This window comes from Priestia sp. TGN 0903, from assembly GCF_050846855.1.
Classification (GTDB): domain Bacteria; phylum Bacillota; class Bacilli; order Bacillales; family Bacillaceae_H; genus Priestia; species Priestia zanthoxyli.
In genome coordinates this window covers 196,558-211,402 of sequence record NZ_JBOZGL010000004.1, presented here as the reverse complement: position 1 = coordinate 211,402, position 14,845 = coordinate 196,558, and the positions used below count along the sequence as shown (strand labels likewise).

The window sequence follows — 14,845 nt, the reverse complement described above, 5'->3', positions numbered from 1 at the left end:
CTGCACTTCCTTTCTTTTACAACTTTTATAGCAAAACTGCTTACCTTAAGTGTTTGCCATCTTGCTTATAGGTATACGTATCCACATTTAAACAAAATCAAACATTTTCTTGATTATATATATCTTTCTTTTAAAAGACAATATATCGATTGGTGTAGAAACTTTGACATGTCCAAAGACCTGGTAGAGTGGAATTTCTGAGGGGAGGGAGTGGGTATAATACTTCATTGTCATAAAAAAAGCACGCGTTCGCCGCGTGCTTTTTTTATGTATAAACTTAAAATGCGTTTAGGGTGTTATCGCTTAACCACTGTTTGCGTTCAGCTGCATCTTCGAATAACTCATCTGCATTTGTAAATTGAGAAGCAATGACATATTCAATTGTTGCAAGAGGAGCTGTTAGCAAACGCCAGTTTAATACAATTGTATTATCTTGAGTCGTAGCGTATTCTTCACCTAACTCGTCCCACTTAACAGATTCAGGAGCATTGTCAGCTGCTTTTTTAACAGATTTCAAAGCTTCTTGGAATTTTTCACCTGCGCGGCCTTGGTACCATTCTGTTAATAGTTGTCCAATACCTTCATTTGTTTGCTGCTCGTTCCAGCTTTCAGGTACTGTAGCAATGAATTTTGCACGGAATGTCATTTCAGCCTTTGCTACATCTCCACGAACGATGTTTAAGCGGTATTGACGTCCTAGGTAAGGGAATTTGTCTCCTTCTTCAAAAGAACCAGTTTTAGCTGCAGAAGCTGCTGCTTTAGGAGCCTCTTTTTTAGCTGTTTCTTTTTTTACTGCTTCTTTCTTTGGAGCAGCTGGCTTTTCCTCAGCTGGTTGTGAACCGTTTAGTTGTTTTAAAATCCATGTTGCTTTGCGTGCGATGATTGAACGCACATTGTTTTCATTAAGACCTCTCGGGATAATAACTTTTACCCCTTCTTTGTCACAAATTTGCACCGTGATATCGGTTCTATTTGGAACGACTTCAATTTTGTAGTCAATTGTTTGATTGCCTGTTTGATACGTATACATAAAATTTTTCGTACTCCTTTCTACAAATCTTCATTTTATAAGCAAAGGTAGAGTTTGGTCAAATGAAAGAATAATCAGACAGTTATCAACTGCTGTTGCAGCGCCTTGCAGGAAGATATGTATTCCAATATTTAGTGGAAAAGCGCCAATAATAATTGTTTCAATTCTTCTTTAGTTTTTACAAAAAAATATAAAAATATGCCGATACTACTAATATAGATTAGACATTCTATGTCTTTAGATTGTATAGGGGATGAAAAAATGAAAAAAGCTTTTCAAAGTTTACGCATGAAAATGCTATGTATGATTGCAGCCATGATGGCCATAACATCTACTGTAATTGAAGTAACCAATTATTATCTTATTGTGAAACAAGAGCAAGCAGCTTCGATTACGCTAGTGATTACATTTCTGTTTGTTTCTTTTACAACTACCGTGTTCTATTTTATCATACGTCGCTACATAATTGCGGTTGAAAATTTGTCAAAAACAATGAAAGGGATTTCAAACGGCGATTTATCTGTAGATGTTGTTCCTTTGAAAGGGAAAAATGAGATTAGTACACTCATATCTTCATTTAATGAAATGATGACTCACATGAGAATGCTGGGTCAGAAAATAAGTAAAACAAAGAGCACGGTCAGTCATTCCTCAGAGCAATTGCTTGTAAGCATGAAGGAAACAAAAACAGCTGTGACAGAAGTTACGATGTCTATTCAAGAAATTGCTGCGGGTTCTGATAAGCAGTTGCTAAGTGTGGTTGAAACCGAGCAAGCTATGGTGGATATGGCCAAGCTGCTTCAGAAAATGACTGATCATTCTTCAAAGGTACAACAATCGATGAACAGAGCCTCTGAACATGCTTCTACCGGAAATGTTGCGGTGAAAGATGTGACGAATCAAATGAATAAAATCTATGAAACCGTTAAGATATCGACCAGTGAAGTAAAGGGACTCGAAGATCGTTCCGCAGAGATTGGCCGCATTATTAATACGATTACAAGAATTGCTGAACAAACAAATCTTCTTGCACTTAATGCTGCTATTGAAGCTGCAAGGGCTGGAGAACATGGAAAAGGTTTTGCTGTAGTGGCAGGGGAAGTACGTAAGCTAGCGGAAGAATCTAAAACGTCCGCTATACAAATCAGTCATTTGTTAAAAGAAATTGAAGTACAGGCAAAGCGGGCTTATCAAAACATGGAAGTGAATACGGAAGAAGTCACGCTTGGTATTGCCACTGTCGAAGATGTAACGCAACAGTTTTCGACAATTATGGAAGATGTCTTTGCCGCTCAAGAACAAATGAACAAAATGACAAAAGCAACAGGAGAGATTGATGGGTATTCGTTCAAAGTAATGGAGTCCGTCATGACCCTTTCGGAGGTTGCTAAACAAGCAGCTGCTTACGCTGAAGAAGTAGCTGCGGCTTCACAAGAGGAGTTAGCATCTATAGAAGAACTTGTGATGTTGGCAGCTAATTTAAAAGCTACGGTAAGTGAGTCCTGAAGTCTATCTTGATATGTACGTAATACGCGCAGTTTTCTGCGTGTATTCGTTTTATTTATATCTTTTATAGAAAACGATAAATAGAATTGACACGTTATCAAAGCAGTTGTATAGTGAGTACGCAAGGCGGCAGTCTGTCTTTTTTAATTCTTAGTAAACTTATAAGTTAAATAAAATATTTAAGTACTATATAAGGAGACAAAGAGATGAAAAATGAATTCCGTTTGGCAACAAATGACGACGCGGATAACTTATTGAACTTAACTCTACAAGCATATAAGCCTATTCGAGAGCTAGGCATTCCTTTCTTAGCAGCTACTGCTGATCTTGCCCTCGTTAAGAAAAATATTTCTCAAAACCTTTGCTATGTATACGAAGAAGATAAAAGAATCGCTGCCACTGTATCTATACGAATGCCTTGGGGAGAACATCCAGGTCCGTTTGCTGTTCCACACTTTTGGTGGTTTGCAGTGGACCCGTCGTTTGCCAGGAAAGGCGTTGGATCTAAGCTGCTTCATCTAGTAGAGGAAGAGGTAATAAAAAATACGTTTAAATCGCCAGGTGTGTCTTTAGGAACAGCAAAAGAACATCCTTGGTTAGTTGAGATGTATGAACGAAAAGGATATGTTCAAGCTAAAGAAAAGCACCTTGCAGAAAGCTATACGACCGTATTTCTTTATAAAAAATTCAATGAGGTACACTCTTTGTCGTAAAAGATAGAGAAGTGGTCTAAATTAAGAAATGTGAAAGAGTGATAAATATGACAGATCAATTACTACTAAATACGCTAATAGACATACGCCGTGAGCTGCACCGGTTTCCAGAGCTTTCAATGAAAGAATATGAAACAACTAAACGTATTAAAAAGTGGTTAAAGCACTACGATATTTCTATAGCGGATGCATTCCATTTAGACGTGGGAGCAGTAGCGGAAATTGTGGGAGGAAAGCCGGGACCTACTATCGCTATTCGAGCTGATATTGATGCGCTGCCAATTGAAGAAAAAACCAATCTGCCATTTGCTTCTGAAGTGAACGGTGTTATGCACGCATGCGGCCATGATTTTCATACGGCTTCTATAATCGGAGCAGCCATTCTTCTCAAAGAGCGTCAGCAGGAGCTTTGCGGTACGGTTCGATTTATCTTTCAACCGGCCGAAGAAACGGCTTCTGGGGCAAAAATGCTCGTTGAAAAAGGTGTGCTCGAAGGAGTAGAAGCGATATTTGGGATGCATAACAAACCGAATCTTCCTGTAGGAACCATTGGTGTCAAATCGGGACCTTTAATGGCAAGCGTTGATCGTTTTGAAATTGACGTCAAAGGAGTAGGCGGTCACGCAGGTATTCCAGAAAAAACAGTAGATCCGATTGCTGTTGCTGGTCAAATTGTTACTAGTTTACAAACCATTGTCAGCCGTAATCTCAGCCCATTTCAAAATGTTGTTGTCAGCATAACTCAAATCCACGGAGGGAGCTCGTGGAACGTCATTCCTGACAAAGTAACGCTTGAAGGAACGGTGCGTACCTTTCAAGAAGAAGCGAGAGAAAAAATACCGGCTCTTATGAAACGATCTGCTGAAGGGATTGGAGCAGCTTTCGGGGCTTCAGTAGACGTTAAATGGTATCCGTATCTTCCTGTAGTAAACAATGATGATACGCTGGAAAAATTGGTTATTAACGCTGCAGAGAATCTTAGTTATCAAGTCGTAGAAGCTGAACAATCGCCTGGAGGAGAAGATTTTGCCGTATATCAGCAGCGTGTACCAGGATTTTTTGTATGGATGGGTACGGCTGGAGAATATGAATGGCACCATCCTTCTTTTTCATTAAATGAAGAGGCATTACTTGTAGCAGCTTCTTATTTTGCTAATCTAAGCTTTGACTTTTTGAATTCATTCCATTACCAAAAAAATTAAAATATTTTTATTTTTCTATTTACGCGGATGGAATTGTTTGATAAAATAAATTTTAAATTAAAAAAGTTATCACGAGTGGACGAGAGATCTGGCTCTTTGACTCCACAGCAACCTACGAATGTAAGGTGCTCCTACCAGCAAAGCATGTGCTTTGGGTGATAAAACGGGTGAAAAACTCATTTTGCATCAAAGCAAAATGAGTTTTTTTTATTTTTCTAAAAGGAGAGGGTTTTATGAGTCATACAGCAGTTGCAGCACATACAGGAGAGAAAGCATTAAAGGAAGCCGTAAAATTATTAGGAAAGCATTATCAAGTAGCTTATCGTGAATTAGAAACATTTTATGAAATTGTGGTCGAAAACCATGTTCGTACATATGCTGTAGGCATAGATATTAAAGATGTACAAAAAGCAAATGAACTAGAAATTTATTCATCATGCTGTTCCAAGCTTGAGCGAGTAGGCTGTCTTTTATAGAAGAAGTTTGCTCGCGCCTCTATTTTTTTAGTGTTTTTAAATAGAAAGCATGTTTTTTGACAATTGAAGAATCTGGTGGGTATAATCATTACTCACTAGGTTTTAAAATTAATCATAAATTGTCGAAATTTTTACACAAATTAAAGGTTACATTCGAAATGAATTGTGGTATGTTATAAAACAAGAATATTTTATGAAAGGAGCATTGAAATGGAAATGTCTCTTGAACATGGAAACGATGCAGGAAGCGAACAGCTTATTGATCGTATCCTAGACTTTTTAGAAGATGACGAAAAGTAAAAAAAAGAGTGTGCGGTGCTAGCCCTAGCCGCGCACTCTTTTTTTATCATGTGCGTCAAGGAAGCGCATACTATGATACATAGGGATAGAATGAAAGGGTCTCTGTCAAAGGGATTGACGAATCGTTTTGTTTGATGGAAAATTTAGAAAAAGGAAAGAGATGAAGGGTATGTCGAACAAAACATCTTTGTATCAAACAAAAGAACAGTTAAAGAAGCTTGTAAGCGAATTGGTTTCTATACCTAGCGTGACAGGAACGATGGCAGAAGTGGAAATGGCTGAATCGATAGCGTCGTATTTATTGAAGCTGCCTTACTTTCAAAAAAACGAGCAAGTTGAGCTTCATTCAACAGGAGACGGGCGATCGATTGTCACAGCTTTTGTTGAAGGAAAAAATACGAATAAAACAGTTGTATTAGTCAGTCATTACGACGTAGTGGATGTACAAGATTATGGACAGTGGAAAAAGGATGCTTTTCACGCTGATACGTTAACGAGTACTTTTTATAATGATATGGAACAAGTTCCGGCGCACGTACAAAAAGATATGATAAAAGGAGACTGGCTTTTTGGCCGAGGAACGATGGACATGAAAGCAGGTATTGCTCTGCATATCAGTATGATTGAACGAGCATGCAACGGAGAGTTTGACGGAAACATCCTGCTTCTGTCGGTACCGGATGAAGAAGTAAATTCGCTCGGAATGAGAAAAGCAGTGCCTGTTCTTTTAGAACTTGCGTGCAAACATCAGCTGGATTTTTCTCTCATGCTAAATGCAGAACCAGTGTTCAGCCGCTATCCTGGTGATCAAACGAACTATGTGTACTCAGGATCGATTGGCAAGATCATGCCAAGCTTTTTGTGTTATGGAAAAGAAACTCATGTAGGGGAACCGCTAGCTGGTTTGAATGCTAATTTACTAGCTTCTTATTTAACAACAGAAATAGAACTAAACGTTGATTTTTGCGAAAAAGTAAGAGATGAAACGAGTCCACCTCCTACGGTGCTGATACAAAAAGATTTAAAAGAAGAGTATTCCGTTCAAGTTCCGCACTCTGCCGTTGTATTATTTAATTTATTTATGTTAAACCGCTCTCTTAAAGAAGTAACAGATCTGCTGTTGAAATCGGCTGACAAAGCGGCTTTGAATGTAAAAAAACATTATAATAAAGCTGCTCGGCAGTACGCTGTGGGAATGGAGGGTTCATCCCTTGACGTGAACGTATGGACGTATGAAGAACTTTATACTCATGCAGTCAAACAGCACGGTGAAAAATATGTGCAAGAAATGGAAGCGGCACTTTTGGCACAAGAAGATGATGACAGAAATAAAACCATTAAATTAGTAAACTCTTTAGCTGGTTTATGTAAAGAAGCAGCTCCGATGATAGTCTTATTTTTTACGCCGCCTTTTTACCCGGCCGTTTGTTCACATGATGATCTCTTTGTACAAAGGATTTTGTCAAACGTACAGGCAGCTGCCAAAGAGCAATTCCAAGTGGAGCTAGTTGAACAAAGTTATTTTGGCGGAATTTCGGATTTAAGCTATGCCAGCCTGCAGCACCCGCTTCATACATTTAACACGTTAGTAGCCAATATGCCTCTATGGAATAAAGGATATCATATCCCGCTAGAAGAGCTAGAGGAGCTGAAGATGCCGGTGCTGAACATTGGACCGCTGGGAAGAGATGCGCATCAATGGACCGAAAGATTAGACGTTCAGTATTCCTTTGAGATTTTGCCTCACTTCATTTATCAAGCTATAAAAGAAGCACAGAAATAAACATCCGCCCGCGGATGTTTATTTGTTGAATTTAAAAGAAGCTCCTTGTACGGTAATTTGTTGCGATGTTAGAGCGTGATCCAATTCAACCAAAAATGGACGCTCTCCAACTTTTTTTAATGTATCATGGACAACACCTTGTGTTCCGCTGCAAAAAATAAGGTTTCCTTCATTGACATATAGTTTTTGACAACGTGCATCAAGGAAAGAGTCTTTGTAGCTTTCGCCAGCCTGAACGTCCAGCAGTTTTGTCCATTTGCTGATGGATTCTTCAAGGTTATGTACAGCACAGTAAATGTTTTTTAGCTGCAGCTGACCGGCTTGATGGGAAGAAAGAGCAGCTAGCTTTGGCTTGCGTTTTTCTTCTGGTTCACCCCACTCAATAAAGAAAGGAAAAGGGAGGGCATCATGGTCATCTTCAATAAAACACATTTGCCATTGAAGTCTTTCTCCATCATTAGTTTGACGAGACCCCGCTACAGGGCCTTTTACAGTGTAGCCCTTGTCTTTCAGCTCGGTTATGAGCAAATCCATATCATCTGTACGAAGGGCAAATCGCCCAAAATGACCAAACGGCGTATGTTCGTTAACAAGCTGCTGAATAAGGTCATTATCTGTAACTGTTTGAGCTAATGCGATATCTGTAAGCCCAAGCCACTCAATATAGCTCAGGTGAAAATAAGCCAACGTGTTAAAAGTGCCCCATTTTTCATGGGTACCGCCTTTAATAACGTTGATTCCGTATTCGTTTAGTTCTTTCTGAGCTTTAATAGGATCAGGTGAAAAATGAACAAGGTGATCAAAAGATAGGCGCATGGATAGTCCTCCTTTTAAGAGAGAGTCTTTCCTATTATTATACTTTGTTTTCTCCTTCAAGAAGAATGAAACGAATAATTATGTAAAATAAAATAAAAAACAGAAATCGTTAAAAAAAGCAAGCCGCGTATGTTTTAGACTCGGCTTGCTTTAGAGTTAGTTAGCGACGGCAGCCATGCCCTTTAAAGCAGCAGCCAAATGATTTATTAAACCATGGATATGAGCAGCAAGGTGAACCGCAGCGACAGCGGCGACGGCTAGAACGGCGAGTAGTGCAGCGAGTAGAACGGCGAGTAGTGCGACGAGTAGAACGGCGAGTAGTGCGACGAGTAGTGCGGCGAGTAGTGCGACGAGTAGTGCGGCGAGTAGTGCGGCGAGTAGAACGGCGAGTAGTGCGGCGAGTAGAACGACGAGTAGAACGACGACGAGAGCGTCTGTGAAGAGCAGTTGGCTCTTGGTACATAAATGTTTCAAGCTCAGTAGAAGCAAGTGCTTCTGTTGCTTCTCTAATTCTTTCAGCAGTGATATGCATATAAACACCTCCTGGCTAATTCGGTACATAATACAATATGTACAAGGAAGGTGTTTGGATATAGTGAAAACATGGAATTTGTCTAAATTTGTGAAAGAAATGGAGTGGTTTTCATGCTTCAAATCCTCGAACATCAAAGAGTGGATATCGCTCTTCAAATAGTAGCTGTGCAAGTAGAAGCTTATCAAGAAGAAGCAAGGCTCATTAGCTTTTCAGATATTCCTCAGCTTACAGAAAGCAAAGAAGGTGTTATGAAAAGCAAGGAAGTGTTTATCGGAGAAATAATTGAAGGTAAGCTAGCAGGCGTGCTGTCGTTTGAAAAAGAAAATGAGCGATTAACGATTTGCCGCCTTGTTGTGCGTCCTCGTTACTTTCGAAAAGGAATCGGAAGCCGTCTTTTAACATATGTACTTCAAAGATATTCAGAATGTGAGTGTATGGTTTCCACAGCCGAAAAAAATACACCTGCGATTAAGCTATACGAAGCTCATCGGTTTTCAATTATAAAACACACTGCAGCTGCGGATAATCTTGTGTTAGTAACGATGAAAAGAGATTGAGACATAGCTAGATTAATCCAAAGACTAACAAATTGGCTACATGAGCTAGTAGGAATCGGCTGTTGATTTCCCTACAAGGCTTCGCTTTCCGCAGGAGTCTTCGCCTTGCCCTCCAATCACCAGCTAGAAGTACCTACATACATGAAACTTACGTTTACCATAGCAATAAAAAAATCCGAACGCGTTGGATTCTCCATCAAGAATCTCGATTCATCGTTCGGATCTTCCTTCAGCTAAAATACTTTTGTTTCAGCCTCTATGATGATAGTGTTTGCTCAGAATAATCTAGAGCTGTATGACGCTGAATCAGCAGTAAAGCAGCTAAAGTGACAACTGCTCCGATAATAAAAGGCAGCGTCATATTTAGTTTAAAAGCAAATGCACCAAGCAGAGGGCCAAAAATACGCCCTAAGCTATCCATTGAGGCAGTTAACCCTGAAGCAGAGCCATATCCTACTTTGGTTCTCATCGTAATTAATGAGAGGACACAAGGACGAATAAGGGCATTTCCTGCTGTAAATATGCACAGAAATAAGGTAGCATTAACGGCACTAGAAGATAACAAAATAGACGTAAATCCTATTGCTGAAACCAATAAGCCAATAGCCATCAGTTTTTTTTCATTTCCTTTTTTAAATCGCTGCAGTACACCGCCTTGAATCAGGGCTTGAGTTAAACCGCTCGCCATAAACATCCATCCGATTGTCGTGGGAGTAGCATTGATTTTCGCTATTTGAAAAAATTGAAAAGTAGCTTCTAAACCAGCGAGCGTAAAAGTAGCTAAAAATGAAAGAACATATAAATACTTCATAGCTCCTTGAAAATCTGACGTGAAGTCATGCCATCTGGATGTCTGTATTTTGGCAGCAGGTTCTTTTCGTAACGATTCTTTTAACGTAAAGAATGAGAACGCTGTCATAATCAGTGACAAGATACCAGAGATAACGAAGGGAACAAACAAGCCGAAAGACGAAAGGACACCGCCTAATGCCGGTCCAAAAATAAAGCCTAAGCCAATTGACATCCCTAACAGTCCCATTGCTTTCGTGCGGTTTTCTTCATCTGTACTATCAGAAGCGTATGCAAAAGCACAAGGAATAACAGCTCCTGCAAACAAACCTCCGATGATGCGTGACGTATACATCAGAGTCAGAGAGTTTTCTGCCACCGAAAAAAGAAAAAAGCTTGCGCTAAAGCCAAGTAAGCCCCAAAGTAAGATGGGACGGCGGCCTTTTATATCGGAAAGCTTCCCCCAAAAAGGTGCGGTAATAAAAGATGCGATCGAATAGCTAGCCATTAGTATCCCTAAATTGACCGTGCTTGCACCCGTGGCACTAATAACTTCAGGTACGATGGGGATGATCACTCCAAAGCCGACAAATACCATAAAAATAACAAACATTAACGTTCCAAGCTGTTTGTTCATATGCAATTAAGCCCCTTTCTCTGTAGAACATGCCGTGAGTTTAGTATACCAAATACAAAGACGTTTTTTACGTATATTTGGTAAAAAGCGCTTTATTTATAAGTGAAGAAAACATGTTAATATTTACCTGTTTCGCTGAAGCTGATACAATTAAAAGAAAAGGGACGTGAAGCGATTGCCAATATGGATTGTATTTGCTGGGATTATAGGCGGTCTTTTAGGATTTGGGGCGCTAGTGGATTATATAGCTAAAAAGAGAAGTATCGAGCTAGATCCAGAAGAAGGGATAAAGAACGCTTCTGATGCAGAACAAATCTATGTAGAAAATTATCTTTATCAAACAAAAGAAAATAACAATCACTTTCAATAAAAAAAGCTTGGAGAGAAATCTCCAAGCTTTTTTAATGCGGTAAAAAGATGAGCTGATAGAGAAATAAAACAGCAAAGACATACACAAGCGGATGAACTTGTTTGCCTTTTCCTTTTACCAGCTTCATTAACGGATAAGAAATGAAGCCAAGCGCAATTCCTGTTGCAATACTTGATGTAAGAGGCATTGCTAGAACAACTAAAAAGGCAGGGAACGCTTCATCAAAGTCATTCCAATTAATTTTAGCTACAGCACCCATCATCAAGCTTCCGACAATAATTAATGCAGGTGAAGTAATAGCTGCTACGCCAGAAACCGAGCTTACAACCGGGCTAAAGAACGCTGCCACGATAAATAGAATGGCTACCGTCACGCCCGTTAGACCTGTACGTCCGCCTGCTGCTACACCAGATGAAGATTCAACGTAAGCCGTTGTTGGGCTTGTACCAAATAAAGCGCCAATCGTTGTACCAAATGAGTCAGCAAGCAATGCTTGACGCACGCGAGGCATCTTATTACCTTTCATAAGACCGGCCTGTTGAGCTACGCCTACCATTGTACCTGTTGTATCAAAAATCGTCACAAGTAAGAAAGAAAAAACAACTGTGTACAAATCATGATGAATAACATCTCCAAAAGCAGCAAAAGGATTTGAAATCATTAAGCCATCTGGAAGGTGAGGGGAAGCAAACAAACCTTTATCAAATGAAAGCTGTCCTCTAAAGAAAGCAATTAATCCGGTAATAATCATACCGAAGAATAAAGCGCCGTTTACATTTAGCGTATATAAAATGATTGTAATCGCAAGTCCAATCAGTGTTAAAACTACTTTCTCAGACTGCAAATCACCAAGTCCAATTAAATTTGATTTATTTGCAACAATAATACCGGCTGAACGAAGCCCGATAAAAGCAATAAATAAACCGATACCAGCACTGATCGCGTGCTTTAAATTGTTTGGAATAGCTTCAATTAATTTTTCACGAAACGATGTTAACGATAGGATGATAAAGATAATACCCGCTACGAATACAGCTGAAAAAGCAGTAGCATAGTCGATACTTCCATTTGAACCAACAACTAAAGCAGCAAAGTATGCATTCATTCCCATACCGGGAGCAATAGCGATTGGATAGTTAGCTGCAAGAGCCATCCATAGCGTAGCTACGACTGCTGAAATAATAGTAGCTGTAAATACTTGATCAAAAGGAACGCCGGCGCTGGACAAAATAACTGGGTTCACAATGACGATATAAATCATGGTTAAAAACGTTGTAATACCAGCTAAAATCTCCGTTTTAGCATCCGTGTTATATTCTTTTAACTTAAACATAAGTAACCTCCAAAAATAACGAACATTAAAAGCAACATGATATATAATATTCGTTTTTTACTTGAAATGCAATAGATTTGCATATAAAAAATCAAAAACTAAAAAAGTGACGATAAAAGAGCTAAAACAAGTGTGAAATATTTCTTTTTTTCGGTGCTTTTTATAGTGTGCGCGTATAGAAGAGGCTCATACGAAAAAAGCCGCTTAGGCTATAGCGGCTATGTTGCTTGTTTTGAGGAAACGACTATCGGAAATTTTATTTTAATGGAAAGAGTTAAATCGTGATAGGTATATTCCAAGCGTCCTTGGTAGTTGGAAACAAGTTCAGAAATGATCCACGTGCCAAGGCCTTCGTGGTGTTCTTTCTTTTCTGTCACATGAAAAGAAGTAAACAAGTGATCTTGACGCTCTCGTGATAAAGGAGCGGTAGAATTGCTGACTTCTAAAATGTAAATGCCACTTCGAATCATACTCGAAACGGTTATCTCTTTTTTCTCAGAAGAATGAGCGGCTTCTAAAGCATTATGCAGTAAATTCATGATGAGATTCATTTGGTCAAGGTGCTTTAAAGGCAGCTGTGATAACGGTGAATCTAATTGAACATTCATATGTATTCCCCACGTATGTGCTTGATTCTTGCTTTGATGTACAACAGAAGCAACGTGCGAATGTTCACCTTGAATATATGAATGGGTATCATTCAAAGCTTCAACGTAATCTTGAATATACTCTTGTGCCTGCTGTCTTTGGTTTGTTTCTAGAAGATAGGATACGGCGCTGACATGTTTAATAAAATCATGTCTTTCAGCTCTTAACGCTTGAAAAAGCTCATTGTTTTTTTGAATTTCACGTGAAGCACTGCTTTCCCGGTTAGCGACGAATATGTATTGTTGATAAGACGAAAACATGTCGGTCATGTAACCAATCATTGCGATAACGGTTAGGACAATACTAAGAGGTGAAGATAGGCTAAATAAAAGCAGAAAAAAAGACGTCAGTACGATTGCTTTTTTTATCGTTAGTGAAGGAGCCGTTTGATATTTCTTTCTCCATATAAAAAATGAACCAATTATAAAAGAACTAAGTAGGAGATGTAAACTAACAGGCAGGTCTTTAAAAAAGAGGAGCACGAAAACAGTTAGTAAAACTAGTGTGTAAAATAGTTTCATTTTAGATAGTCCCTCCTTTAAAAGTACTCTTTTTGCAAGATGTCTAAATTTGTTTTCGTGATTAAAGCTGTTTTTTCGGTGCTTTGAAACATCACGGAGTAGGAGTGCTTAGTATACAGGGAGAAATTTTGAATATAGGAAATGTTGATAATAAAAGCTCGATGCGACCTTAGAAAATGACTCGCTGTTAATTCTTTTTCAATTTCGTTTAATGATTGATAGGTACTAAATTCTCCATTTGTCGTTATGATGGTGGTAGAGCGACCCGTTCGCTCTGCAAATATAATATCTTGTTTGTTCAGCACTTGCATTTCGGTTTTTTGTTTTAAAATAAGCTTATCTCTTGTATCAGTTGATTGTTTTTTTTGATGAAAACGCTGAATGCCTTTTAACAGACGCTCTTTAGAATAAGGCTTCATAATGTAGTCCAAAACGTTGAGTTCAAATGCATGAACGGCAAAGCCGCTGTGCCCAGTGACAAAGATGACTTGAATATCAAGTGCGTAAGCATTGATAAAGTCTGCAAGCTCATAACCTGATAGCTTTGGCATTTCAATATCTGTAATTAATAAATCAATTTCATTTTTTTTAATTTCGTTATAAGCTTCCTCCGCGCTGCTAGTCGAAAAAAGTATGTCTATATCATCTTCTCTTTCTAAAGAAATCCTCAATTTTTCTAAATCATATGAATGATCATCCACTAATCCTACCTTCATAAATAAAAACCCTCTTTGTTTTATTCTATTGGATATTACCACACTATTTTACCATGATTTACAAGATGGAAAGGACGTTTCGCGACATTAAAAACCCTCTTTATGACAAGATGGAAGATGCTGTATAAAAAATAAGCTAAGATAGAGTCAATCACAGTAAAAGGGGAGAGCGGATATGATTGAAATCAAAGGTGTGACGAAATATTTTAAAGAGAAAAAGCAAACAATTGCAGCTGTTCAAGATATTCATGTAACCATCGCACAAGGAGAAATTGTAGGACTATTAGGTGAAAATGGAGCGGGGAAAACAACTCTTTTACGTATGCTGTCGACTGTACTTGAACCATCGGAAGGTAATATGTTCATTCACGGAATTAACATTCATAAACAGCCTGATAAAATAAAACAAAAAATCGGCGTCCTTTTTGGCGGTGAAACAGGTTTATACGACCGTTTGACTGCGCGTGAAAACTTAGCTTATTTTGCTAAGTTTTATGGAATGAGCAAACATGAAACAAAGATAAGGATTGAGGAACTGGCCAAACGTTTTGGAATGAAAGACTACTTGGACCGCCGCGTCGGAGGCTTTTCAAAAGGGATGCGTCAAAAAGTAGCCATTGCACGCACTATTCTTCATAACCCGGACGTTATCCTATTTGATGAACCGACTACAGGATTAGACATTACATCAGCAAACATGTTTCGTGAACTTATTAAAAGTCTGCAAAGAGAAGGAAAAACGATTGTTTTTTCCAGTCACATTATGGAAGAAGTGGAGATGCTGTGTCAATCTATCATTATGATTCATAAAGGAAAAATGATTTATCAAGGAACAAATGAACAGCTGTATAAAGAAGAGGAAAGTACAGACTTAAACTACATCTTTATGTCGCGTATCGTGAGGGGGGCTTAA

Annotated in this window: 15 protein-coding genes and 1 riboswitch; of the genes, 8 read left to right on the top strand and 7 right to left on the bottom strand. The window is 38.7% G+C overall.

Annotation, left to right across the window (positions count from 1 at the left end; translation table 11 throughout):
* Positions 1-277: 277 nt before the first annotated feature.
* Positions 278-1,030, bottom strand: coding sequence for a M48 family metallopeptidase (locus tag ACRPLY_RS15570; protein ID WP_028414208.1), 753 nt, complete (start codon positions 1,028-1,030; stop codon positions 278-280).
* Positions 1,031-1,291: 261 nt separating this feature from the next.
* Between ACRPLY_RS15570 and ACRPLY_RS15565 the strand changes: the two genes are divergently transcribed.
* From ACRPLY_RS15565 to ACRPLY_RS15545, 5 genes are all read left to right on the top strand, one after another.
* Positions 1,292-2,536, top strand: coding sequence for a methyl-accepting chemotaxis protein (locus tag ACRPLY_RS15565; protein ID WP_274863462.1), 1,245 nt, complete (start codon positions 1,292-1,294; stop codon positions 2,534-2,536).
* Positions 2,537-2,742: 206 nt separating this feature from the next.
* Positions 2,743-3,249: a GNAT family N-acetyltransferase gene (locus tag ACRPLY_RS15560; RefSeq protein ID WP_205664452.1), complete on the top strand. Its 507-nt coding sequence runs from the start codon at positions 2,743-2,745 to the stop codon at positions 3,247-3,249.
* Positions 3,250-3,296: 47 nt separating this feature from the next.
* Entirely contained in the window at positions 3,297-4,451 is a 1,155-nt protein-coding gene (locus ACRPLY_RS15555; RefSeq protein ID WP_165635648.1) for an amidohydrolase, read from the top strand.
* A gap of 63 nt (positions 4,452-4,514) precedes the next feature.
* Positions 4,515-4,616: riboswitch (SAM riboswitch) on the top strand.
* Between the two features lie 68 nt (positions 4,617-4,684).
* The gene (locus ACRPLY_RS15550) at positions 4,685-4,927 is read left to right on the top strand and encodes a hypothetical protein (protein ID WP_028414204.1); all 243 of its coding nucleotides are present in this window, start codon (positions 4,685-4,687) and stop codon (positions 4,925-4,927) included.
* 469 nt (positions 4,928-5,396) lie between these two features.
* A complete protein-coding gene (locus ACRPLY_RS15545; protein WP_432231946.1) occupies positions 5,397-7,010 on the top strand; it encodes a M20/M25/M40 family metallo-hydrolase in 1,614 nt (537 codons plus the stop codon).
* 18 nt (positions 7,011-7,028) lie between these two features.
* Here the strand turns inward: ACRPLY_RS15545 and ACRPLY_RS15540 are convergent, their stop codons facing one another.
* Positions 7,029-7,826, bottom strand: coding sequence for a VOC family protein (locus ACRPLY_RS15540; RefSeq protein WP_432231945.1), 798 nt, complete (start codon positions 7,824-7,826; stop codon positions 7,029-7,031).
* A gap of 160 nt (positions 7,827-7,986) precedes the next feature.
* Positions 7,987-8,358: a CotG/ExsB N-terminal domain-containing protein gene (locus ACRPLY_RS15535; protein ID WP_432231944.1), complete on the bottom strand. Its 372-nt coding sequence runs from the start codon at positions 8,356-8,358 to the stop codon at positions 7,987-7,989.
* Between the two features lie 113 nt (positions 8,359-8,471).
* On the opposite strand from ACRPLY_RS15535, the gene ACRPLY_RS15530 reads away from it, so the two are divergent.
* Complete coding sequence (locus ACRPLY_RS15530; RefSeq protein ID WP_432231943.1) at positions 8,472-8,918, top strand: GNAT family N-acetyltransferase; 447 nt, start codon at positions 8,472-8,474, stop codon at positions 8,916-8,918.
* 256 nt (positions 8,919-9,174) lie between these two features.
* Here the strand turns inward: ACRPLY_RS15530 and ACRPLY_RS15525 are convergent, their stop codons facing one another.
* The gene (locus ACRPLY_RS15525; RefSeq protein WP_289578811.1) at positions 9,175-10,344 is read right to left on the bottom strand and encodes an MFS transporter; all 1,170 of its coding nucleotides are present in this window, start codon (positions 10,342-10,344) and stop codon (positions 9,175-9,177) included.
* Positions 10,345-10,519: 175 nt separating this feature from the next.
* Between ACRPLY_RS15525 and ACRPLY_RS15520 the strand changes: the two genes are divergently transcribed.
* Positions 10,520-10,714 (top strand): hypothetical protein, encoded by a 195-nt coding sequence (locus ACRPLY_RS15520; RefSeq protein ID WP_013082184.1) that lies wholly within the window; start codon positions 10,520-10,522, stop codon positions 10,712-10,714.
* Between the two features lie 31 nt (positions 10,715-10,745).
* Here ACRPLY_RS15520 and ACRPLY_RS15515 read toward each other — a convergent pair whose 3' ends face one another.
* The 3 genes from ACRPLY_RS15515 to ACRPLY_RS15505 form a co-directional block, all read right to left on the bottom strand.
* Entirely contained in the window at positions 10,746-12,047 is a 1,302-nt protein-coding gene (locus tag ACRPLY_RS15515; RefSeq protein WP_013055916.1) for an NCS2 family permease, read from the bottom strand.
* A gap of 218 nt (positions 12,048-12,265) precedes the next feature.
* A complete protein-coding gene (locus tag ACRPLY_RS15510) occupies positions 12,266-13,216 on the bottom strand; it encodes a sensor histidine kinase (protein ID WP_205664458.1) in 951 nt (316 codons plus the stop codon).
* A gap of 17 nt (positions 13,217-13,233) precedes the next feature.
* Positions 13,234-13,932 carry a LytR/AlgR family response regulator transcription factor gene (locus tag ACRPLY_RS15505; RefSeq protein ID WP_016763353.1) on the bottom strand — a complete coding sequence of 233 codons (699 nt, stop codon included), beginning with the start codon at positions 13,930-13,932 and terminating at the stop codon, positions 13,234-13,236.
* Between the two features lie 175 nt (positions 13,933-14,107).
* Here ACRPLY_RS15505 and ACRPLY_RS15500 point away from each other — a divergent pair, with 175 nt between their 5' ends.
* Positions 14,108-14,845 (top strand): ABC transporter ATP-binding protein, encoded by a 738-nt coding sequence (locus tag ACRPLY_RS15500; RefSeq protein WP_013082187.1) that lies wholly within the window; start codon positions 14,108-14,110, stop codon positions 14,843-14,845.